The 21,864-nt window shown below is 58.2% G+C and carries 25 protein-coding genes and 3 tRNA genes; 11 read left to right on the forward strand and 17 right to left on the reverse strand.

Annotation, left to right across the window (positions count from 1 at the left end; translation table 11 throughout):
* Positions 1-3 precede the first annotated feature (3 nt).
* Positions 4-525, forward strand: a complete 522-nt coding sequence (locus GOV80_RS08745) for a DUF2478 domain-containing protein (protein ID WP_170784067.1) — start codon at positions 4-6, stop codon at positions 523-525.
* Between the two features lie 137 nt (positions 526-662).
* Here the strand turns inward: GOV80_RS08745 and GOV80_RS08750 are convergent.
* Positions 663-746 (reverse strand) — tRNA-Tyr (locus GOV80_RS08750).
* A gap of 116 nt (positions 747-862) precedes the next feature.
* On the opposite strand from GOV80_RS08750, the gene rlmB reads away from it, so the two are divergent.
* The 4 genes from rlmB (at position 863) to GOV80_RS08770 (ending at position 3,143) form a co-directional block, all read left to right on the forward strand.
* Positions 863-1,636: a 23S rRNA (guanosine(2251)-2'-O)-methyltransferase RlmB gene (gene rlmB / locus GOV80_RS08755; RefSeq protein WP_170784069.1), complete on the forward strand. Its 774-nt coding sequence runs from the start codon at positions 863-865 to the stop codon at positions 1,634-1,636.
* A gap of 124 nt (positions 1,637-1,760) precedes the next feature.
* A complete protein-coding gene (locus tag GOV80_RS22660; protein ID WP_336510142.1) occupies positions 1,761-1,916 on the forward strand; it encodes a hypothetical protein in 156 nt (51 codons plus the stop codon).
* 182 nt (positions 1,917-2,098) lie between these two features.
* Positions 2,099-2,473 carry a YHS domain-containing (seleno)protein gene (locus GOV80_RS08765; RefSeq protein WP_336510143.1) on the forward strand — a complete coding sequence of 125 codons (375 nt, stop codon included), beginning with the start codon at positions 2,099-2,101 and terminating at the stop codon, positions 2,471-2,473.
* A 199-nt stretch (positions 2,474-2,672) separates the two neighbouring features.
* Positions 2,673-3,143, forward strand: a complete 471-nt coding sequence (locus GOV80_RS08770) for a CoA-binding protein (RefSeq protein WP_170784074.1) — start codon at positions 2,673-2,675, stop codon at positions 3,141-3,143.
* Between the two features lies 1 nt (position 3,144).
* Here the strand turns inward: GOV80_RS08770 and GOV80_RS08775 are convergent, their stop codons facing one another.
* The 3 genes from GOV80_RS08775 to hisF are packed head-to-tail and all read right to left on the reverse strand — an operon-like array spanning position 3,145 to position 4,847.
* Positions 3,145-3,738 carry a hypothetical protein gene (locus GOV80_RS08775; RefSeq protein ID WP_419555625.1) on the reverse strand — a complete coding sequence of 198 codons (594 nt, stop codon included), beginning with the start codon at positions 3,736-3,738 and terminating at the stop codon, positions 3,145-3,147.
* A gap of 33 nt (positions 3,739-3,771) precedes the next feature.
* The gene (locus tag GOV80_RS08780) at positions 3,772-4,089 is read right to left on the reverse strand and encodes a phosphoribosyl-ATP diphosphatase (RefSeq protein ID WP_170784076.1); all 318 of its coding nucleotides are present in this window, start codon (positions 4,087-4,089) and stop codon (positions 3,772-3,774) included.
* Positions 4,086-4,847, reverse strand: a complete 762-nt coding sequence (gene hisF, locus GOV80_RS08785) for an imidazole glycerol phosphate synthase subunit HisF (protein WP_170784078.1) — start codon at positions 4,845-4,847, stop codon at positions 4,086-4,088. The genes GOV80_RS08780 and hisF overlap by 4 nt, the downstream gene beginning before the upstream one ends.
* A gap of 174 nt (positions 4,848-5,021) precedes the next feature.
* Here hisF and GOV80_RS08790 point away from each other — a divergent pair, with 174 nt between their 5' ends.
* Positions 5,022-5,414 (forward strand): DUF302 domain-containing protein, encoded by a 393-nt coding sequence (locus GOV80_RS08790; RefSeq protein WP_170769827.1) that lies wholly within the window; start codon positions 5,022-5,024, stop codon positions 5,412-5,414.
* Between the two features lies 1 nt (position 5,415).
* Here GOV80_RS08790 and hisA read toward each other — a convergent pair whose 3' ends face one another.
* On the reverse strand, positions 5,416-6,135 hold the full coding sequence (hisA, locus tag GOV80_RS08795; protein ID WP_170784080.1) for a 1-(5-phosphoribosyl)-5-[(5-phosphoribosylamino)methylideneamino]imidazole-4-carboxamide isomerase: 720 nt from the start codon (positions 6,133-6,135) through the stop codon (positions 5,416-5,418).
* Positions 6,136-6,267: 132 nt separating this feature from the next.
* Here hisA and GOV80_RS08800 point away from each other — a divergent pair, with 132 nt between their 5' ends.
* Positions 6,268-6,666: a DUF2147 domain-containing protein gene (locus GOV80_RS08800; protein WP_170784082.1), complete on the forward strand. Its 399-nt coding sequence runs from the start codon at positions 6,268-6,270 to the stop codon at positions 6,664-6,666.
* A 4-nt stretch (positions 6,667-6,670) separates the two neighbouring features.
* Here GOV80_RS08800 and hisH read toward each other — a convergent pair whose 3' ends face one another.
* Both hisH and hisB read right to left on the reverse strand, forming a co-directional pair.
* Entirely contained in the window at positions 6,671-7,309 is a 639-nt protein-coding gene (gene hisH, locus GOV80_RS08805) for an imidazole glycerol phosphate synthase subunit HisH (protein WP_170784084.1), read from the reverse strand.
* A complete protein-coding gene (hisB, locus tag GOV80_RS08810) occupies positions 7,310-7,897 on the reverse strand; it encodes an imidazoleglycerol-phosphate dehydratase HisB (protein ID WP_170769190.1) in 588 nt (195 codons plus the stop codon).
* A gap of 155 nt (positions 7,898-8,052) precedes the next feature.
* On the opposite strand from hisB, the gene GOV80_RS08815 reads away from it, so the two are divergent.
* Positions 8,053-8,292: an Lrp/AsnC family transcriptional regulator gene (locus GOV80_RS08815; protein ID WP_170769191.1), complete on the forward strand. Its 240-nt coding sequence runs from the start codon at positions 8,053-8,055 to the stop codon at positions 8,290-8,292.
* Here GOV80_RS08815 and GOV80_RS08820 read toward each other — a convergent pair.
* The 3 genes from GOV80_RS08820 to GOV80_RS08830 form a co-directional block, all read right to left on the reverse strand.
* The gene (locus GOV80_RS08820) at positions 8,289-9,155 is read right to left on the reverse strand and encodes a GNAT family N-acetyltransferase (RefSeq protein ID WP_170784086.1); all 867 of its coding nucleotides are present in this window, start codon (positions 9,153-9,155) and stop codon (positions 8,289-8,291) included. The two genes, GOV80_RS08815 and GOV80_RS08820, sit on opposite strands and share 4 nt — an antisense overlap.
* Positions 9,156-9,238: 83 nt before the next feature.
* A tRNA-Gly gene (locus GOV80_RS08825) sits at positions 9,239-9,313 on the reverse strand.
* 36 nt (positions 9,314-9,349) lie between these two features.
* Positions 9,350-9,424, reverse strand: a tRNA-Gly gene (locus tag GOV80_RS08830).
* Between the two features lie 18 nt (positions 9,425-9,442).
* On the opposite strand from GOV80_RS08830, the gene GOV80_RS08835 reads away from it, so the two are divergent.
* Positions 9,443-9,724: a hypothetical protein gene (locus GOV80_RS08835; RefSeq protein WP_170784088.1), complete on the forward strand. Its 282-nt coding sequence runs from the start codon at positions 9,443-9,445 to the stop codon at positions 9,722-9,724.
* Positions 9,725-9,739: 15 nt separating this feature from the next.
* Here the strand turns inward: GOV80_RS08835 and GOV80_RS08840 are convergent, their stop codons facing one another.
* The 4 genes from GOV80_RS08840 to GOV80_RS08855 all read right to left on the reverse strand — a co-directional run bounded on the left by GOV80_RS08840 (position 9,740) and on the right by GOV80_RS08855 (position 16,735).
* Complete coding sequence (locus GOV80_RS08840; RefSeq protein ID WP_170784090.1) at positions 9,740-10,123, reverse strand: MAPEG family protein; 384 nt, start codon at positions 10,121-10,123, stop codon at positions 9,740-9,742.
* Between the two features lie 76 nt (positions 10,124-10,199).
* Complete coding sequence (locus tag GOV80_RS08845; RefSeq protein WP_170784092.1) at positions 10,200-13,637, reverse strand: pyruvate carboxylase; 3,438 nt, start codon at positions 13,635-13,637, stop codon at positions 10,200-10,202.
* Positions 13,638-13,783: 146 nt separating this feature from the next.
* Complete coding sequence (locus tag GOV80_RS08850) at positions 13,784-14,920, reverse strand: alpha-hydroxy acid oxidase (RefSeq protein ID WP_170784094.1); 1,137 nt, start codon at positions 14,918-14,920, stop codon at positions 13,784-13,786.
* 39 nt (positions 14,921-14,959) lie between these two features.
* Positions 14,960-16,735, reverse strand: a complete 1,776-nt coding sequence (locus GOV80_RS08855; protein WP_170784096.1) for a sensor domain-containing diguanylate cyclase — start codon at positions 16,733-16,735, stop codon at positions 14,960-14,962.
* A 180-nt stretch (positions 16,736-16,915) separates the two neighbouring features.
* On the opposite strand from GOV80_RS08855, the gene GOV80_RS08860 reads away from it, so the two are divergent.
* Positions 16,916-19,441: an ATP-dependent helicase gene (locus GOV80_RS08860; RefSeq protein ID WP_170784098.1), complete on the forward strand. Its 2,526-nt coding sequence runs from the start codon at positions 16,916-16,918 to the stop codon at positions 19,439-19,441.
* A gap of 3 nt (positions 19,442-19,444) precedes the next feature.
* On the opposite strand, the gene GOV80_RS08865 is transcribed toward GOV80_RS08860, so the two are convergent.
* From GOV80_RS08865 to GOV80_RS08875, 3 genes are all read right to left on the reverse strand, one after another.
* Positions 19,445-19,735, reverse strand: coding sequence for a DUF1330 domain-containing protein (locus tag GOV80_RS08865; protein ID WP_170784100.1), 291 nt, complete (start codon positions 19,733-19,735; stop codon positions 19,445-19,447).
* Between the two features lie 487 nt (positions 19,736-20,222).
* Positions 20,223-20,450 (reverse strand): DUF1127 domain-containing protein, encoded by a 228-nt coding sequence (locus GOV80_RS08870; protein WP_170769200.1) that lies wholly within the window; start codon positions 20,448-20,450, stop codon positions 20,223-20,225.
* A gap of 304 nt (positions 20,451-20,754) precedes the next feature.
* Positions 20,755-21,090, reverse strand: coding sequence for a hypothetical protein (locus GOV80_RS08875; RefSeq protein WP_170784102.1), 336 nt, complete (start codon positions 21,088-21,090; stop codon positions 20,755-20,757).
* 270 nt (positions 21,091-21,360) lie between these two features.
* On the opposite strand from GOV80_RS08875, the gene mraZ reads away from it, so the two are divergent.
* Positions 21,361-21,864, forward strand: coding sequence for a division/cell wall cluster transcriptional repressor MraZ (gene mraZ, locus GOV80_RS08880; RefSeq protein ID WP_170769201.1), 504 nt, complete (start codon positions 21,361-21,363; stop codon positions 21,862-21,864).

Consider the following 21,864-nt stretch of genomic DNA (forward strand, 5'->3'; position numbering starts at 1 on the left):
TGAATGTACCTGGCCTATGTAACTACCACCGATCGCGGCGCGACCGACCGCCTGTTAAGCGCGGCCGCAGAACAGCTCTTGAAATCCGGTGCACGACTGTCGGGTGTGGTGCAAACCAACACCGAATGCGCCGACAATACCAAGTGCGATATGGACGTGCGTGTCCTGCCCGAAGGTGAGACTATCCGCATCTCGCAATCGCTGGGAACGCAGTCGCGCGGCTGCCGTCTGGACCCTGCCGCGCTGGAGCAAGCCGTGGGCTATGTCACGGCCTCGCTGGAGGATGCGCCGCAGTTGCTGATCGTCAACAAATTCGGGAAGCACGAAGCCGACGGGCGCGGCTTTCGTCCCGTCATCGCCGAGGCACTGGCACAGGACATCCCGGTTCTGGTCGGCGTGAATGGCCTGAACAAAGAGAAATTTCAGGACTTTACCGGCGGCGCCGCGGAAGAAATTGCACCAGATCTGGATGCGATCATCGACTGGTTCAACCGTGTTTCCGCTCAGCGGGCTGATGCTGCCTAAGCCAAGTCCTTTGCAGGTAAGTCGACAAAACGCCTTTGGTCCGCCAAGGGCGTTTTTTGCAAAAAGGCGATCGAGAAAGCCAGAAAACGCGACGCACCGAATGCAGCATGTTGCGCTTTGTCACCATCTGAGGAAGATGGTGGGCGACCCTGGAATCGAACCAGGCGTGCGTCTCCGCGAGGGAGTTACAGTCCCCTGCCACACCTTGCGGCCTGTCGCCCACTGTCAGGCGTTGCACCTGACGTGGAGGCGTGATTACTAGCGCCTTAAACGAGCGTCAACAGGAAAATACCGCTTTGGCGCAGGAAACCGAATTCCCGGCCCGGAGGCCCAAGAAATGAAGAAACCCAAGTGGGTCGTTGAAAAGGAACAGGCGCGCAAGGCGGCGGCTTCTGAAACCGTGTGGCTGTTCGGCCTGCACGCTGTGCGCGATGCCCTGATGAACCCGAAACGACAGAAGCTGCGCCTGATCGTAACCCGTAATGCCCGTGACAAGTTGAGCGAAGCCATTGAATTTGCAGGGGTCGAGGCCGAAATGGTCGATCCGCGAAAATTTACGGCTCCAATCGATCCCGGCTCGGTGCATCAGGGCGCGGCGCTTGAGGTCAAGCCGCTGGACTGGGGCGGATTGGCCGAGAACTGTATCGGGCGTGAGCACCCGCGTGTCATCCTGCTGGACCGTGTGACCGACCCGCATAACGTGGGGGCGATTCTGCGCTCGGCTGAGGTTTTGGGGGCAAGCGCGGTGATTGGCACCCGCCATCATTCGGCCCCGGAAACCGGCGCTTTGGCCAAAACGGCCAGTGGCGCGCTGGAGCGGCAACCTTATCTGCGCATGCGCAACTTGGCCGATACCATTGTCGAGCTGCAGAATATGGGTTTTCTGGTTCTGGGCCTGGATGGAGAGGCCGAGCAGACGATTGAGGCGACACTGGATGGCCGGTTCGACCAGCCGGTCGCATTGGTGCTGGGCGCCGAGGGGCCGGGATTGCGGCAAAAGACCAAGGAAACCGTGGATCATCTGGTGAAAATCGACGCGGCGGGCGGTTTTGGGTCTCTGAACGTCTCAAATGCGGCGGCGATTGCCCTATATGCATCGAGACACAGATAGACAGGAGCGCGCCATTTCCATCCCTTCGAAAATTGCCACTTGCTGCTATTGCGGCACCCGAGCCGCATTGGTGCTGAAAGGCAAGCAGCGCCATGAGCTTAGTTGCTCAAGCTGCGGCGCCCCCTTGCACGACCTGAAAATGGTGCCCAAGCGTAAACTGTCCGAGCCCAAACCGGATCGCAGATACGAAAAGCCACGGAAAGCCAAAAAGAAGAAAAAGGGCGTATTCTCGCGCGTGTTCGATGAGGCGTGGGATGTGATAGAGGATATTTTCGACTAACTCAGTTTATTCGGGCACGACCGTTCACATCCGCGTTAATTGGGGTTTCAGATGCGTTAAAGAATTGCATCTTGATACCCTGACTTTCTAATGAACGCGCTATGATGATGAACCGACGTTTTCTCTTTGGTGCAATTTGTGCCGCTATGATTGCTCCTGCCGCGTTTGCGCAGGAATTGCCCGTGTTCTACAAAACAGACGGTGCAGCTATGGCCGGTTATGATGTGGTGTCCTATTTCGGGGATGGTGCACCTGTTCGCGGTCTGCCAGAGTATTCGGTCGTGTGGAAAGGGGCTGAATGGCATTTTGCAACAGCCGAAAACCAAGCCGCTTTTGAGATGAACCCACGGGCCTACGCCCCGCAATTCGGCGGCTATTGCGCCTATGCGATGGCACAGGGTGAGCTGGTCAGTACAGACCCAGCGCTGTGGCGTGTGATTGACGGGCGGCTCTATTTGACTCACTCGCGCGAGATTGAGCGTATGTGGATACAGGATACTGCCGGTTACATCGAAATGGCCGAGGCGCATTGGCCCGTTGTCCTTTACGAAAACTAGGCGAAGTTCCGCTTTTCGTGATCTGTCATCACAAAAATGCGCACCCCCTCTTTTTTTTAGCCAAGACATGCTTAAATGTCACAGTGACCGCGGAACGGAACTGCCGCGGGTCATTTCACTGTCCCTCGTTCCAACACCTTGCGCCCAGGTCTTTACCTGGGCGCTTTTTTCTTTGGTCCTTGGCGCATAAGGTGGCCGCATGACCGACTATACCGATGCTTTCCTGACTGACATCCTGAAACGTACCAAGACAGTGGCCGTTGTTGGTGTGTCGATGAATCCTGTGCGCCCCAGCTACTACGTGGCGCGCTACCTGTCGTTGAAAGGCTACATGGTCATTCCGGTCAATCCCGGACATGCGGGCAAAGTCTTGTTCGGCAATACGGTGCGGGCGTCCCTGTCTGAAATCGACGAACCGGTCGATATGGTCGATATCTTTCGCCGGTCCGAGGCGGTTCCCCCGATCGTCGACGCGGCGTTGGACGCCTTCCCGAACCTGCGCACGATCTGGATGCAGATCGGCGTAGAACATCCCGAAGCGGCCGCCAAGGCGCAGGCGCGCGGGGTTGATGTTGTGATGAACCGTTGCCCCAAGATCGAATACCAACGCCTGTTCGGAGAGCTGCGTATGGGTGGGTTTGCCACCGGAGTGATCTCATCCAAGCTTTGAACTATTCTCCTGCGTAGGGCAGCAGCGCGCCGTATTCTTCGGCACGTCGTTTTTCCAGAACGGTCTCGCGCGGGACCCAGTCATATCGGGTGTCCTCGGGCAGGGGGGACCAGAACAGGACGCCACCATACCGCCAGGGGTCCAGAATCACGCCGTCATACATCGTCTCGCCCTTGCGGCTGATAATCGACGTGCTGTGGTCGATCCGGAACGGGTTGTCGGCATTCGCAATGGCGCGGTGTATCTCAAGTGTTTGGAACTGTTCCTGATCCAGACGGCGTTCAATGTCTTCGGCCCAGTGCCAGCACAGCCCGCGTGGCTTCAGGCCCTTGTTGACCTTGGCATTGTGGATCAACGGAGGATCGGTGATTTCATATTCCTGCGCCAACTGCGCGGTGTAGGCATAGGCGATCTGCGCCGCACGGTTGGCCTCGTCAGGGTCCACACCGGGGCCGAGCCCGCGTATTTCCGCGGCCAGGCGTTGGACATCATCGGCCGATGGAGGCGGAGCCGACGCGCAAGCGCCCAGTACCGCAAGGGTCAGAACGCACAGCAAGGATCTGATCATCGGTGGGCGCGTCAATCTACGGGTCATACCGGCCATCTTAAAGCCGCAACGGGGCAGGCGTCACCCCTTCGGGCGCGCAGCTTTTTCTGCGATGCCACTGATGCCCTGACGGCGAGCCAGTTCAGCCAGCACATCGTCCAGCGCCACGTCGCGGGCCGCCAGCATGACAAGCAAGTGATACAGCACGTCCGCTGCCTCTGACGTCAACTTTTCCACGTCGCCTTTGGTGGCTTCGATGATCGCCTCGATGGCCTCTTCTCCGAACTTCTCGGCGCATTTCTCGGGGCCCTTCGTCAACAGCTTGGCGGTCCAGCTGCTGTCAGGGTCAGCGTCTTTGCGGGCCTCAATCGTGGCGGCCAGATCGTGCAGGATGCTCATGTCAGCCTCATCGGGATGCCTGCGGCGGCCATGTGTTCCTTGGCCTCGCGGATGGTGTATTCGCCGAAATGGAAGATCGAGGCTGCCAGGACGGCGCTGGCCCCGCCTTCGGTCACGCCTTCGACAAGATGGTCCAGATTGCCGACCCCGCCCGAGGCGATCACCGGCACGTCCACCGCATCGGAAATCGCGCGGGTCAGGGGCAGGTTGAACCCCGCCTTGGTGCCGTCGCGGTCCATCGAAGTTAGCAGAATCTCACCCGCGCCCTTGGCGACAACGGTTTTGGCAAACTCGACAGCGTCAATACCAGTGGGCTTGCGACCGCCATGCGTGAAAATCTCCCACTTGCCGGGGCTGACGGTTTTTGCGTCGATGGCGCAGACAATGCACTGGCTGCCGAACTGGTCCGCTGCTTCGGCGATGACAGCGGGGTTGGCCACGGCGGCCGAGTTGAAGCTGACCTTGTCCGCCCCCGCCAGCAGCAAGGCTCGAACGTCATCCTTGGTGCGCACGCCGCCGCCCACGGTCAGGGGGACAAAACACTGTTCTGCGGTGCGCTGCACTACATCGAACATGGTGCCTCGGTTTTCATGGGTGGCGTGGATGTCCAGAAAACAGATCTCATCCGCGCCAGCCTCATCATAGGCCTTGGCCGATTCCACCGGATCGCCGGCATCGCGCAGACCCACGAAGTTTACGCCTTTGACTACGCGGCCATCAGCGACGTCCAGACAGGGAATGATGCGGGTTTTCAGCATGGCGATGTCCTTTGTTGGCGCACCTGTAACGGCAAAGCCCCGCCGATGCCAGACTTGTGATTGTGATCTGCCGCGAAGCCGTGGAAATTAAGGATGAAATTCATGAAAAGGATTATCGAGATGCGACATCTTATTCTGGCTTCAATACTCACATTCGGAGGGGCACTGTCCGCCATGGCAGACGACATCATCAAAGTTGAAACAGACAAATCCGTGACCGAGGCGCTGGACGCGCTCGAGGCTGCCGTTGGCAATGCAGGCGCAACGGTCTTTGCCCGCGTTGACCACGCCGCAGGGGCCGAGAAGGTGGGCACGCCAATTCCAGCCAATCAGGTGCTGATCTTCGGCAACCCTGCGCTGGGCACGCCCGCCATGCAGATCGATCCGCGCGCCGGGCTGTTCCTGCCGCTGAAGGTTCAGGCTTATGAGGACGCCGAGGGGCAGGTCTGGCTGGCCTATGAGGACCCGAAAGAGACCTTGGACGATTTGAATGGCGTCTCTAACGCGCCCGTCGTCGAAAAGATGCGCGGCGCGCTGGCCAAGCTGACCGCCGCTGCCGCACAGTAAGTCACTTTAGAGCGCGAATGGCCTCGTTCAGGTCAATCGCGCCATCATAGAGTGCACGGCCCGAGATGGCGCCATTCAGCTCTACGCCGCAATCGCGCAGGGCGATCAGATCGTCCAACGAACTGACACCACCCGAAGCGATCACCGGGATCGATACGGCGCGGGCGAGGGCGGCGGTGGCCTCAATATTCGGGCCCTGCATCGCGCCGTCGCGGTTGATATCGGTATAGATGATGGCCGCGACGCCTGCGTCTTCAAAACTGCGGGCAAGGTCTGTGACCTGCACGTCTGTTTCCTCGGCCCAGCCTTTGGTGGCGACCATGCCGTTGCGTGCGTCGATTCCCACGGCGACCTTGCCGGGGAATTCGCGCGCCGCTTCGCGGACCAGATCGGGGTTTTCGACCGCCACGGTGCCCAGAATCACGCGAGCGAGCCCCTTGCTGATCCAGGTTTCGATCGTTTTCAGGTCACGAATCCCACCGCCCAGCTGCGCAGGAACTTTACAGGCGGCCAGAATCGCCTCGACCGGAGCAGCATTGACCGGCTCACCGGCAAAAGCACCGTTCAGATCAACCAGATGCAGCCATTCGCACCCGGCATCGACAAAGGCTTTAGCCTGCGCCGCGGGGTCGTCATTGAACACTGTTGCCTTGTCCATTTCACCGCGCAACAGGCGCACGGCCTGGCCGTCTTTGAGGTCGATGGCGGGGTAAAGGATCATATCGGGCCTTCTTTCACTGTCGTTGTGGCGGGATATCGCACAAGGCAGGTAGGGGATGCAACGCGACGCGGGGTCATAGTTGCTCACAGACCGATATTCGGGACAGACTATGGGGGTAAAAGGGAGATTTCTATGAAACACACGATCCTTGCGGCAGCAGCCCTGACGGCACTGGCAACCGTCGCGTCCGCCGATCCTGTAGATGGCATCTGGAAAACTGAGCCCGGTGATGACGGCGAATATCTGCACGTGTCGATTGCCGAGTGCGGCAGCGCAATCTGCGGCACCATCGATAGCGCTTTTGATGCGTCAGGCAACCAGGTATTGAACTACGAGCATGACGGCAAACAGATGATCTGGGACATGATTCCCGAAGGTGGCGGAGCCTATGACAACGGTAAGATCTGGGCACCGGACCGCGACAAGACGTATAACTCGAAAATGGCGCTGAGCGGCAACTCGTTGACCGTCAAAGGCTGTGTCGCGGGTGGTCTGATCTGCCGCGGCCAGACCTGGTCGCGCGTTCAGTAAGCCCTTATGGGGCCCAGGCTAGGAAGTTTCCGATCATGCGCAGCCCCACATCCTGACTTTTTTCAGGGTGGAACTGCATTCCAACCATTGTGTCACGGCCAATCACGGCCGTGACCTCCTGCCCATAGTCCACATAAGCCAGACGCTGCGCCGGGTCGGTGACCCGGAAGTGGTAGGAATGGACGAAATAGGTGTGATCGCCGGATTCCACTCCGTCAAACACCGGGTGATCGCTTTCCAGCACCAGATCGTTCCAGCCCATGTGCGGCACTTTCAGCGCGCTGTCTGACGGTTCAATCCGCACAACATCGCCCGCAACCCAGCCCAGTCCGTCGGTGTCAGTGTATTCGTGGCCCGTTGACGCCATCAGCTGCATCCCGACGCAAATGCCCAGAAACGGGCGACCTTTTTGCTCCACCGCTTCAACCATAGCGTCGTGGATACCCTTGTGCCCACGCAGTTCGGCCGCACAGGCAGGAAAGGCTCCGTCACCGGGCAAGACTAACCTGTCGGCGCGCGCTACGACATCTGCATCCGAGGTCACAACAACCTCACCCGCATCCAATTCCCGCGCCATGCGCTGAAACGCCTTTTCGGCCGAGTGCAGGTTGCCGCTTTCGTAGTCGATGATCGCTGTCAGCATTTACAGCGCGCCTTTCGTGGACGGAATCGCATCCGCCTTACGCGGGTCGGTCTCGACCGCCAGGCGGAGGGCGCGGGCGACGGCCTTGAAGGCGGCCTCGGCGATGTGGTGGCTGTTGAAACCGTGCAGCTGGTCAATATGCAGCGTGACGCCGCCATGGGTGCTGAGCGCCTGAAAGAATTCGCGCACCAACTCGGTGTCGAACGTGCCGATCTTGGCTGTCGGCAGGTCCACGTTCCAGATCAGGAACGGACGGCCCGATAGATCCAGCGCGCAACGCACCTGTGCGTCATCCATAGGCAGATGGCATTCGCCGTACCGACGGATGCCCTTCTTGTCGCCCAGTGCTTGCGTCAGCGCCTGACCCAGCGCGATGCCGGTATCCTCGACCGTGTGGTGGTCGTCGATGTGATAGTCACCCTTGGCACGGATGGTCATGTCGATCAGCGAGTGACGCGCCAGCTGATCCAGCATGTGATCGAAGAACCCCACACCGGTCTGATTGTCATAGGTGCCGGTGCCATCCAGATTGACCTCGACGGTGATCTCGGTCTCGGCGGTCTGACGGCTGATCTTTGCGCTGCGCATGGGCGAATTCCTTTTGCTACAGGCGCGCTTATAGACGGGGTAGGGCGGCCATATCCAGAGCGCATGCAGCATTCGCCGCAATCTGTTGCAGGGGATTGCACCCCGGCCCGCCCCGTGCAAGCTTGCGAGCAACTCAAACCAACAAGGTCCGGCCCATGTCCACCTGCGTTTTCATCCAGATCCGCTGCAAACCCGGCACCACTTACAAAGTGGCCGAAGAGATCGCTCTGCGCGAAATCCACTCCGAGCTGTACTCGACCAGCGGCGAATACGATCTGTTGCTGAAGCTTTACATCCCCGAGGCAGAGGATGTGGGCCATTTCATCAACGAAAATCTGCTGGTGATTCCCGGCATCGAACGATCACTGACCACAATGACGTTCAAGGCGTTCTAACCCAGTTCAAACGTTGTCACGCCGAAGATCCGGCTCAGGTCGATATCCGGTTCGTGATCGGAATACATCCGCGCGGTTTCGAACACTTTGTCCAATCCCAGTTGATCGGCCATGGCGAATGCTGCCACATTGGGTTGCGGCATGTCGACAAAGACATCGTGATCGCGATGATCCACGGGAATGGCCGCCAAGAGGCTTGCCAGCAGCGCCTGCGCTATTGCGGCGTCGTCGGCAAATAGCGGGCCAACCTTGTAGCCCGTCTTGCAGGGGCGCAGGGTGGCATAGCCCCTGATCTGGCCACTCTCGGTATAAACCCGAGAGATATGGCTGGTGGCCCCCAGCCAGCTTTGCAGGAAGTTGTCGCGCGCCGCTGGAAACAGTTGGCGGTCATAGGCTTTGAGAGCGTCGCTGGCGGTTGACAGCGAGGCTACACCATTGCCCAGAACTTGCCCCAGCTTGGGCAGCACATCCCGAACCCGCGCGCCGAAGCGGTAGTTGTTGTAGGCAAATGTGAAGCCGGATTTGCGATAGTTGTCCTGCTGTTCGACCACTCCATCCAGCCCCATATTGCGGCCTTCGCAATGGGCCAGCGCGTGGCCTGCGATTTCAAGCCCGTGACCATGGCTGCGATATTCCGGTCGGACAATGTAGAACCCCAGAAAGGAAAACGCATCGTCGTAATTCACGGCTGAGACCGAAGCGACCATCTCCCCATCCAGAAACCCGCCCATAAATCCGTCGGGGTCTGTGGGCCTGAAACACTCGGCATCGTGGACCCCGGGGTTCCAGCCTTCGCGGCCAGCCCAGTCCACGGCTTGTTTGACTTCCGCCTCGGTCAGAGGGCGGATGGTGTAGTTGGACATAATAACATCCTGCAATCGTTAACGACCTCAGAATGACGCAACATCCCGCAAGACACCAGTAAAGTTTGAAAAAATGCTGTATCTGGAGCGGGCGAGGCGATTCGAACGCCCGACCCTAACCTTGGCAAGGTTATGCTCTACCCCTGAGCTACGCCCGCATCAGATACATATGTTTTGGTCCGGAGACCTCTCAATGGAGCGGGCGAGGCGATTCGAACGCCCGACCCTAACCTTGGCAAGGTTATGCTCTACCCCTGAGCTACGCCCGCGCCGTTGAGTGAGGAGGGATGTATAAATTCCCACGCGGGGCTGCAAGCGGAAAAATAAAAAAAAAGGAAAAATGTTTCGACGGAAATGCCGGTCTGACGTGTTCAAGTCATAGAGCGTTGCAAAACCAACAGGATGGAGCAGAGGATATGACGCGTATAGCAGACATGAAAATGGCGTTGTTAGCCGCATTGATTGTTTTGACATCTGCATTTTGCGTGCAGGACGGTGACCGGTTGGGCGAGGCGGAACCGGAGCTTATGAAAGCTCCGAAGATTGAAACACGCGTTCTGATGGGATGATCCCAGCGACAGCGGCTAAAGCGCCAGAACAAGGTTCGCGAGAGCGGCGACCAGAAGAACCGTGAATGTCAGCACCATACCAAGCTGTCGAAAGATAACGATTTGCGGGGATTTGCCGAACCCATAGGCATGCAGGACGCGCCCGGCCAGCAAACTCAGCCCCAGCAGATTGACGAGCAGGCCGCTTGCGCCCTGAAGCTCGACCATGGCGATCAGCAGCAGCGCGAACGGAGTGTATTCGACGAAGTTGGAATGGGTTCGGATCGCCTTGAGCATCTCGCTATTGCCGGAATCACCGTAAGAGATCTTGTGGCCACGGCGTTTAGTGATGACCCAACCGCTGAGAGCGATGTAGATGAGCGCCAGGACGGCGGCGTAGATAGGTGTGATGGACAGCATGTTTTTCTCCCTGACACATGAAAAGGGCCGTCCGGATTTCCGGGCGGCCCTCCAGTTTGAAGCTAAACTAGGTCGTTCATTCCAGTTCGACCAGTAGGTCCTTAGCGTCAATCTGACCGCCTGGCTGGACATGGACGGCCTTCACCACAGCGTCGCGTTCGGCATGGATGCCGGTTTCCATCTTCATCGCTTCGATGGTGAGCAGTAGATCGCCTTCTTTTACCTCCTGACCTGAAGTGACGCTGACAGTGGCCACAACACCGGGCATCGGAGCGCCCACGTGGTTTGGGTTGCCCGCTTCGGCCTTGGGACGAGCCTGTGTGGACGCGGTTACCAATCGGTTTGGCACGCGGATGACGCGGGGTTGCCCGTTGAGTTCGAAGAAGACTTTGACCTCGCCGTTCTCATCTGTCTCGCCAATGGCCTGACACCGGATTTCCAGCGTCTTTCCGGGGTCGATCTCGGCTGTGATTTCTTCACCCGGATTCATGCCATAGAAGAAGGTGCGGGTAGGCAGAGTACGGACTGGACCATATGTGCGGTGGCGGCCCATGTAATCCAGGAAGACCTTGGGATACATCAGGTAGCCGTTCAGGTCCTCGTCATCGACCTCTTTGCCATCCAACTGCTTGGACAGATCTGCACGGGTGGCTTCCAGATCGACCGCAGGCACGTCCTTACCGGGGCGCTGGGTGTTGGGCGATTCGTCCTTTAGCACCTTCTTGATGATCGTGTCCGGGAACCCGCCCGGAGGCTGGCCCAGGTTGCCGCGCATCATGTCCACGACCGAGTCGGGGAAGGCCACATCCGTTGACGGGCTTTCCACATCATCGCGGGTCAGGCCCTGGCTGACCATCATCAGCGCCATGTCGCCAACCACCTTGGACGAGGGCGTCACCTTGACGATATCGCCGAACATCTGGTTCACGTCGGCATACATTTGGGCGACCTCGTGCCAGCGTTCCTCCAGCCCCAAGCTGCGCGCCTGCGCTTTGAGGTTGGTGAACTGACCGCCGGGCATTTCGTGCAGGTAGACCTCGGAGGCTGGGGCCTGCAGGCTGGATTCGAAGGCGGCGTATTGGCCGCGCACCGCCTCAAAGTAATCGCTGATTTCGCGGATGGCTTTGATGTCCAGACCGGTATCACGCTCGGTATGGCGCAGCGCCTCGACCACGGTACCCAGCGTCGCTTGCGAGGTGTTGCCCGAGAAACTGTCCATCGCGCAATCCACCGCGTCCACGCCCGCCTCGGACGCGGCCAGAATGGTGGCGCTTGCGATGCCAGCAGTGTCGTGCGTGTGGAAGTGGATCGGCAGACCGACCTCTTCTTTCAGCGCGCGGATCAGGATTTTGGCCGAGGCCGGTTTCAGCAGACCCGCCATATCTTTCAGGCCAAGGATATGAGCACCTGCATCGCGCAGCTCTTTCGCCATGCCGACATAGTATTTCAGGTCATACTTCGAGCGATCCGGGTCTAGAATATCACCGGTATAACAAACGGTGCCCTCACAGATCTTGCCGTTCTCAACGACTGCATCCATCGCCACGCGCATGTTCTCGACCCAATTCAGCGAGTCGAACACGCGGAACACGTCGATATTCTGCGACGCCTGACGGACGAATTCCTGCACCACGTTGTCGGGGTAGTTGGTGTAGCCAACACCGTTCGCGCCGCGCAGCAGCATCTGGGTCATCAGGTTCGGCATCGCTTCGCGCAGGTCGCGCAGGCGCTGCCACGGGCATTCCTGCAAGAAGCGGTAGGCTACATCAAAGGTCGCACCGCCCCAGCATTCGACCGAGAACAACTGCGGCAGGTTCGCGGCATAGGTCGGGGCCACTTTGATCATATCGATCGAGCGCATCCGGGTGGCCAACAGCGACTGATGCCCGTCACGCATGGTGGTGTCGGTGATCAGCAGCTGGCGCTGCGCTTTCATCCAGTCGGCAACAGCCTGCGGACCTTTCTGTTCCAGCAGGTTGCGGGTGCCCATCTTGGGCTCACCCTTCAACGCAGGTGGGCGCGCGTCTTTCAGATCGGCGCGCGGCATTGGGCGGTCTTTGGTTTCGGGATGCCCGTTCACGGTGATATCCGCGATATAGGTCAGAACCTTGGTGCCCCGGTCACGGCGTTTCTTGAAGGTGAACAGGTCTGGTGTTTCGTCGATGAATTTGGTGGTGTATTCATTCGACAGGAAGGTCGGGTGTTTCAGCAGATTCTCGACAAACGCAATATTGGTCGAAACACCGCGCACCCGGAATTCGCGCAGCGCGCGGTCCATCCGCGCAATTGCTTTCTCGGGCGTTGGCGCCCAGGCAGTAACCTTGGTCAGCAGCGAGTCATAATACCGCGTGATCACCCCGCCCGCATAGGCCGTGCCGCCATCCAACCGGATGCCCATACCAGTGGCCGAGCGATAGGCAGTGATGCGGCCATAATCCGGGATAAAGTTGTTCAGCGGATCTTCGGTCGTTACGCGCGTTTGCAGGGCGTGACCGTTCAGTTGTACCTCATCTTGGTTGGCTTTGCCGGTGGCTTCGGCCAGTGTCTTGCCCTCTGCGATCAGGATCTGAGCCTGGACGATGTCGATGCCGGTGACTTCTTCGGTGACAGTGTGTTCGACCTGTACGCGCGGGTTCACCTCGATGAAGTAGAACTTGCCGGTATTCATATCCATCAGGAATTCAACCGTGCCCGCGCATTCATAGTTTACATGAGCGCAGATGCGGCGACCCAGCTCGCAGATTTCCGCACGTTGTTCTTCACTCAGATACGGGGCAGGGGCGCGTTCCACGACCTTCTGGTTGCGGCGCTGAACTGAACAGTCACGTTCGTATAGGTGATAAATCTCGCCATGCTTGTCGCCCAGTATCTGAACTTCGACGTGGCGGGCGCGGGTGATCATCTTTTCCAGATACCCCTCGCCATTGCCAAAGGCAGCTTCGGCTTCGCGGCGGCCTTCCAGAACCTTTTCTTCCAACTCGTCTTCCGAGTTGATGGGGCGCATCCCGCGTCCGCCGCCGCCCCAGCTGGCTTTCAGCATCAACGGGTACCCGATCTCGGCGGCTTCGGCTTTGATCGCGGCCATATCGTCGCCCAGAACTTCCGTGGCGGGGATAACCGGCACGTCAGCAGCGATGGCAACCTTGCGGGCACTCGCTTTGTCACCAAGGGCGCGCATGGTTTCGGCCTTGGGGCCGATGAAAGTGATGCCGTTCTGCACGCAGGCATCCACGAAGTCCGGATTTTCGGACAGCAGCCCATAGCCGGGGTGGATCGCGTCTGCACCGCATTCCTTGGCAACGCGGATGATCTCGTCAATGCTGAGGTAAGCAGCAACCGGGCCCATCCCTTCGCCGATGCGATATGCCTCATCCGCTTTGAAACGATGCAAGCCCAGCTTGTCTTCTTCTGCAAAGACGGCAACGGTGCGTTTACCCATCTCGTTGGCTGCGCGCATCACGCGAATGGCAATCTCGCCCCTGTTGGCAATCAGGATCTTTTTGAAGTCGGTCATTGTCGGTCCCGGTCTTTGTGGTTTGGCCGTGTTGATAGGCGGACAATACGTGCGCGTATATCAGTCGTTCTGGGTAGAACCGGCATGTTAACGCTCGCAAACGCCCTTTTATGGCGCTTTCTTCATACACATGCTGCGACGCAGCATCAATCCAGCGTTAAAATTGGTGGGATATCTTCCAGCGTTCGGGCTCCTAGTTGTCCCATATTGGCCTTCAGATCCTGTCGCAATATGTCGATGACATGCGCTGGTCCCGCAGCACCCAGCGCGGCCAGGGCATACATAAAGCCCCGTCCCAACATGACAAAATCCGCTCCGGAGGCGCGCGCACGCAAGATATCGAGGCCGCCTTCAACGCCGCTGTCGAAGATTAGCGGCAGGTCGGTTGCCGCGCGGATGGTGGGCAGCACGACTATTCCGGCTGGCGCGCCATCAAATTGCCGCCCCCCGTGATTCGAGACCCACAACGCGTCCACCCCCGCTTGCTTCAACGGCTCGGCATCTTCGGGGCGCATCACGCCCTTGACGATCAGCGGCCCGTCCCACGCATCACGCAGCCAGTGCACATATTCCATGTCCGGCGAAGTTCTGAGCAGGTAACCCACATGCGCCGTCGGAGGCAGGTTGCTTGAGTTGTCGGTATATTTGTCCAAAGTCCGCATACGCGGAGGCCCGCTGCGTGCCATGGCCATGGCCCAAGCCGGACGTTGCGCGATCTGAGCCAGTAGCTTTGGCGTAAGCTTCGGCGGATTGGTCAGCCCGGAGCGTGTCTGCCGTTCGCGTCTGGACGCAACCGGAACATCTGCGGTCAGTACCAGGGTTGAGAACCCGGCTTGCCGAACTCGGTCCAACAGGTCGCGCCGGATATCCGGGTCTTTTGGCGGATACAGTTGAAACCACGCGTCATTGCCCAGATGCGGGGCGACATCCTCGGGGCTTTGGGCGGCGACATTCGACAGCGTGAAGGGCAGTCTGGCTGCTGCGGCTGCACGGGCCAGCAGCCCCTCGGCGTCCGGCCAGATCAATCCCGCCATCCCGATAGGCGCGACGCCAACAGGCATAGGATAGGTGCGACCCAGAAATTCCACCTGTGTGTCGCATTCGATTGGGCCGTGCAGGATCGAAGGTGCGAACCCCAGGCGATCTAATCCGACACGATTCCTGCGCAGGGTCGCTTCGACTCCCGTGCCACTGTCCAGATATTCCCATACGAAATGAGGGATACGACGCTGCGCACGGCGTTTCAGGTCGGCTATGCCGGGGTAGAGGCTGTGTAAATCCATGCCGTTTGATCTGACCAAACGGGCGATTCGGCAAGGATTTTAAGGTTTTGCTTTGCCCAAAGCGGTTTTCACGGGACGAAGAGCTTCTGGTGCGTTCTGCGCATCGCCGGCCACCTGCACCTGATTGCGCCCTTTATCCTTGGCCGCGTATAGGGCGTCGTCCGCCGCGCGCATCAGATCCTGCGGCATTGCCCCATGGGCCGGATAGTGGGCCACGCCAACCGAAATCGTGATGCGCGGCAACGCCTTTTCACCGTAGCGTACCGTGACCGCCTCGACCGCCTGACGCAAGTGTTCTGCGCGGGTTGCCGCATCCTCTGGGCGATTGTCCGGCAGGATCAACATGAATTCCTCTCCTCCGATCCGGCAGGCGACCTCGTCCCGGTCGCATCCTTGCTCCAGCGCCGAGCCAACCGCCCGCAAAACCATGTCACCCGCATCATGCCCATGGATGTCGTTAAACTTCTTGAAATGGTCCACATCCACTGCAATCAAGCTCAGCGGGGCACCGGTCTGTTGGCTGCGGTTGATGGATTTGCGCAAAGTCTCTGTCATGTGTCTGCGATTGAAAAGCCCGGTCAGCGGGTCGCGGACAGATTGGTCATGCAGTTGATCACGCATCCGCACGTTGGCAATCGCCATACTGATCTGTTCGGCGCAAAGTTGAGCCAATTTCTTGCTGGAATGGAAGCAATCTTTACGCCCCTCCAACGCTCGCAAGTGCAGCAATCCGACGGTTTCGCCATGTGCGAGGATTGGAAAGCAGAAATACGGGCGACCATCATGCGGTTCGGCGTGCTCGCAGACGAAATCAATTTCGGACGCGCCGAACTCATAGGTGCGGCCGCGCCGCAGACCCCAACAGCCCTCGGGATGAATATGCGCCTTATGCTCGGCCCCGTTCCAACTGGCGCAGCCATCCAGCACATCGCGGGAGTTCGAATAAACATATACGCTCCCCTCGGCTTCGGGCAGGATATGCGTCATAAACCGTGAAACCATGTCGAAAAGCTCATCCAGAGACTGGCTGGATTGTAGCCACTCGTTCAATTCGCCCAGTAACCGAACTTCGCGGGCCAGGCGGAGTTGTTCATCCATCAATTGGCGCTCTTTCACCGCACGCCCGCGCAAGCTACGCATCTGTCGGCGGTTGCTGCGATAGACAACCAGCGTCACGATACTGAAGGCCAGAAGCGCAACAGCACTTAGAATGAAAAGCGACAAGCGAACGCGATCAATGAACAGATTTCGAACATCGGTGATGTCGGAATAGAATTCGATCGCGCCAAGAAACTCACCGTCGCGGATGATTGGCGTATAGATTTCGGCCACATGACGGGTTTCAGGACCAGAGGCGTGAATGGCCGTTCCTTCATAGTCGTCGACTTCGGTCAGAGGTTTTTCTTCGTGTTTGTAGTAAATATTTCCCTGCCGGATAACGGATTGGAAATAGGGTTTGGAATTCAAGGTCCCCACATCCGCAGACCGGGTCGACCAAAACACGCCGCCATCCGCATTGAACAGTTTAAATCGGTAGATGTCCGAAGTCGCCGGCAACAGCTCGAGAAACTCCTGGTCATGAATTCCGATAGATCCCGTCTGGAACGTGGCTTCTACGTCCTCAAGATGCGAGGTGACCTGTTTGCCCAGTTGCGTTGCTTCTTTGCGCAGGTCTGCTTCCAGCATCCGATCTACGACCGGCGTTGGTACTGCATAGATTCCCCAGCCGGACACCGCAGTCAGAGCCATCAGAGTCAATATGATGGCGGCCATTTTCAAGCGGGATGCCCCGGTTGTTTCTGTATTAGTTTCCATTTTCGCGCTCCCACTTCTTTGGCTGGAAGCATCAGGTGCAAGCTTTGACGGAAGGTTAACTTTTGTCTGCGCAAATCAGAGGAGTTGATTAGAATTGATTGGAACCTTCTACAAAATTCTTTGCGAACAAGGGGTGAACAAACTCTTTCCCTCGGGACTGATCCGGCGTAGTTTGCGGGTATGAGCAGTTCCGACGAAATGGACGCCTTCGAGGGCGCATCCCTGTCCGCGCGCGCGATGGCTGCGCGACCTTCCCCCTATCTTGACGATCTGAACCCCGCGCAGCGCGAGGCGGTGGAGCGTTTGGACGGTCCGGTTCTGATGTTGGCCGGGGCGGGAACGGGAAAAACCAAAGCGCTGACGGCGCGGATCGCGCATCTGCTCAGCACCGGGCGAGTCCGCCCGAATGAGATTCTGTCGGTGACATTCACGAACAAGGCCGCGCGCGAAATGAAAAACCGCGTGGGTCGATTGTTGGGCCAGCCGGCCGAGGGAATGCCTTGGCTGGGTACCTTCCACTCAATTTGCGTCAAGCTGCTGCGCCGACATGCGGAATTGGTTGGAGATGGTCAGGTGCTTCCGGCCGCAGACAAATCTGATGGGCTTGTCGATCCATTGGGGATGCAAGAAGCCTCAAACTATGATGTTGGACCAGTTCCTCGTCCACAAGAGCAAGTTGCCGATCGAGCGCTTCACTTGAAATCGAACTTCACCATTCTGGACACCGACGACCAGTTGCGTCTTCTCAAGCAATTGATTCAGGCAGCCAATATTGACGACAAGCGCTGGCCGGCGCGTATGTTGGCCGGAATTATCGACGATTGGAAGAACCGCGCATTGACGCCCGACAAAGTGCCCGCTGCAGATGCCGGAGCGTATAACAACAAAGGCATTGAGCTCTACGCCGCGTATCAGCGCCGACTGCTGGAGCTGAACGCCGTCGACTTCGGCGACCTGTTGCTGCACATGGTCACGATCTTTCAGCAGCACGAGGATGTGTTGAAACAGTACCAACGCTGGTTCCGATACATCCTCGTGGACGAATATCAGGACACCAACGTCGCTCAATATCTATGGCTGCGACTGCTGGCCGGAGGGCATAAGAATATCTGTTGCGTGGGCGATGATGACCAGTCGATCTATGGCTGGCGCGGGGCCGAGGTGGGCAATATCCTGCGGTTCGAAAAGGACTTTCCCGGCGCGTTTGTGGTGCGGCTAGAGCAGAATTACCGCTCGACCCCGCATATTCTGGCCGCCGCCTCGAACGTCATTCGCGGCAATGAAAACCGTTTGGGTAAAGAGCTTTGGACGGATGCAGAAGACGGCCACAAGGTCAACCTGATCGGTCATTGGGATGGCGAGGAAGAGGCCCGCTGGATTGGCGAGGAAATCGACGCGCTGCAGGGTGGCACGCGTGGGATTCGTCCGATGAATCTGGACGAGATCGCGATTCTTGTTCGCGCCTCGCACCAGATGCGCGCGTTCGAGGATCGGTTTCTGACCATCGGGTTGCCTTACCAGGTAATCGGTGGCCCTCGGTTCTATGAGCGGATGGAGATCCGCGATGCCATGGCCTATTTCCGGCTTGTGGTCAGCCCCGGCGACGATCTGGCGTTCGAGCGGATCGTGAACACGCCCAAGCGTGGTTTGGGCGACAAGGCGCAGCAGACGATCCAGATGACCGCGCGCGAAAATGGCGTGTCGCTGGTCGACGGGGCACGGATTGCGGTCGACAATGGGCTGATCAAGGGTAAAGGCGGCAAGGCGCTGCGCGAATTGATCGAGGGGCTGGCGCGCTGGAATGCGATGACGCGCGGGCCGCGGATCGAGGTCGAGGATGACTCGGTCATCGACGACGGCGCGCCGCTGCGGTTTGGTGAGCCCGAGGTCTCGCATATCGAACTGGCGCAGATCGTGTTGGACGAATCCGGCTATACGGCTCATTGGCAGAATGAAAAGACGCCTGAGGCACCAGGACGGTTGGAGAATCTCAAGGAACTGGTCAACCAGTTGGACAATTTCGAGAACCTGCAGGGGTTCTTGGAGCATGTCAGTCTGGTCATGGACAATGAGCAGGACGGCGACGGGGCCAAAGTCTCGATCATGACGCTGCACGCGGCCAAGGGATTGGAGTTTCCCACCGTATTCCTTCCGGGGTGGGAGGATGGTCTGTTCCCCTCGCAGCGGTCGATGGACGAATCCGGCCTCAAGGGTTTGGAGGAAGAGCGGCGACTGGCCTATGTGGGCATCACGCGCGCCGAAGAGGTCTGCACGATTTCCTTCGCGGCCAACCGGCGGGTGTTCGGGCAGTGGCAGAATGCGATGCCATCGCGGTTCATCGACGAATTGCCCGAGGATCATGTGGAGGTTTTGACGCCTCCGGGGCTTTATGGCGGCGCTCAACCGGCGGCGACCATTGAAACCCGCGCGGTAAAGGCGGATGTCTACAACTCACCGGGGTGGAAGCGGATGCAGGCGCGTCAGGGGCAATATGGGATGTCGCAGCCTCGCGAAAGCCGCAATACGGTGATTGATGCGACCGCAGTGGCCAGTTTCACGCTGGGTGAGCGGGTTTTTCACCAGAAATTCGGCTACGGCGCGGTGATCGGTATCGAGGGCGACAAGGTCGAGGTCGATTTCGACAAGTCAGGCGTCAAAAAGGTGGTTGCGCGTTTCCTGACCGCCAAGGACGACGTGCCGTTTTAGCGGTCACAATCCGTCAACCAGAACTAAATTGGCTGAGGCTGTATTCTGCCTGATTTTGGCCAGCTCGATATAGTCGGGGTCGTCTTTCCATGCCTTTGCGGCTTCGAGGCTGGGAAACTCCATCAGAACGATCCCATCTTTTTCCCATGCCCCCTCAATCACTTCGACCGGTTTTGACGAGACGGTCAGCAGGCGCCCTCCGTGGCGGTCAAAGATGGGCATGAAGCTCTCCAGATATTTCTGGTACCCGTCCGGGTCGTGGATTGAAATCTGAGCGATGAAATACGCGGCCATGGAATGCTCCTGAACTAAGTCAACACTCCATCACCATACAAAATGGGCCGAAAAAAGAAAAACGGCGGTCCCCAGGGAGGAGGAGGGGAACCGCCGTTCTTTGCAACATCAGGGCAGGGAGGAGGAGAGCCCTGATGTATCTGAACCCGGGTCTGATCCCGGTATGTCTAAGTCGCGGCGACACCAGGGAGGAGGAGAGGTGTCGCCGCGCGCTTTCAACATCAGGGCAGGGAGGAGGAGAGCCCTGATGTATCTTCGTCCGGGTCTGATCCCGGTATGTTTAAGTCGCGGCGACGTCAGGGAGGAGGAGAGACGTCGCCGCGCGCTTTCAACACCGGGAAAGGGAGGAGGAGAACCCGGTGTATCGCGTTCCGGCGTTCAGGGCCGGTATAATCTGCGGCGACATCAGGGAGGAGGAGAGATGCCGCCGCTGAAATACAGGTCCTAAAGGGAGGAGGAAGGACCTGATCTCGGTATATGGTTGCGCTTAAGTGCGCGCGAATTGCTCTTCGGCCGCTTGCAGCGCAAGGCGCCGGATCATCGAGCGGTGCAGGCCCAAATCAGCCAGCTCTCGGTTCGACAATTCGGACAGTTCATTCACTGTCCGACGGTAGACGCGATAGCGCGCGAACCGGATCTTTGCCGCGTCGATCAATGAAGCCATGCCGGTTGCCGGTGAGCTTTTGAGCGCGGTTTGATGTGTTGCTGCGGCCATGAGTAAAACCTGTGTGTTTCCGTGTTGCCGGGCGTTCCGGCGTTTGCTTGAGATTGAAAATAGGCAAATGCTGCGATTGCACAATGGTTCGCGTCGTCAATGCCGCTATGCAGCAAATGCATGGATATCAACCGGTTGGCGTTTTAGGGAAGAAAGTGCCTTAAAAATAAAGGTTTTCAGCTTTTACACTTTTCGGAAGAAATGTCAGCTTGATCCTTGATGCGGGTTTTCTGCGAAATCTTTGTGCGGAGTTTCCGAAATTTGTGCATCCGTTTAGCGATGCTTTTGTAGTCGCGCTGCTGAACTATTGCCCCAGAAGGGCATGGGAATTCATGGGCGAAGCGTTGTTTGCCCAACGGATCTTATGGAAAGCCTGCGATTCATCGCCATCGATTCGTCCCGAAAATCTGTTGCCTAAATGCCGATTTCCTTGAATTCCTGCTTGATTGGAAAGTTTTTTGGGAATTGATGGGAATTCAGGGAAATGCTCCGGAATGTGTATATATCGGCGTGTTGTGGGTTGTTGTAACAACATATTGTGGTGATATCTTATATTTAATCTCGAATTTTGAGGTTTGACTTTAGAATCGCCAATATTGCAGAGAAATTTTTCATTGCTTTCCATAAATTCCCATGGCATCCCTTATTCATCCGATGAGGACGAGGCACATGGGGCACCAAACGACCCCGAACCAATAAAATACAGGTTTCATACAGGCATCTCGCTTTCATCATTTAAGAGATCCGGCGCGCGGGCGAGCAGACATCCCCCCAGGTGGCGCGCGCAGCTGGACTTCCCGCTCAGCGGGCCAATGCGGCGGGTTGATCAGTGGCAGCAGATCAACCCGCCGTTTTTCATCCGGGGGGAACGTGAAGTTCAAGTGGGGCGCAAGCGAAAGGGACAGTCGTCTTGGCGCGCAGGTTTAGAGGTGAAAGCCACCACAAGGTGGATACGAAAGGCAGGGTCTCGATCCCGGCCTCGTTTCGCCGCGTGCTTGAATCCTCTGATCCGAACTGGCAGCCCGGTGACACACCTGAACTGGTGATCGTCTACGGCGACCATCGCCGCAAATTTCTGGAATGCTATACAATGCAGGCGATCGACGAGGTCGATGCCAAGATCGACGCTTTGCCGCGCGGGTCGATGCAGCGGAAGATGTTGCAGCGCATGTTTCACGGGCAGTCCTTTCCAACAACCGTGGATGAAACCGGACGTCTGGTGCTGCCGGCCAAGCTGCGCAGCAAAATCGGTCTCGAGGGCGAGGCCTTCTTTATCGCCGCGGGCGATACATTCCAAATCTGGAAGCCGGAAACATACGAATCCGAGGAACTCGCCGCCGCCGAAGAGTGGTTGGATGATCAGCCGGACGATTTCGATCCGCTGGAATTCCTAGACGGCGCCGGGGACGCGTAA

It is taken from the genome of Ruegeria lacuscaerulensis (genome assembly GCF_013034685.1).
GTDB lineage: Bacteria > Pseudomonadota > Alphaproteobacteria > Rhodobacterales > Rhodobacteraceae > Ruegeria > Ruegeria lacuscaerulensis_B.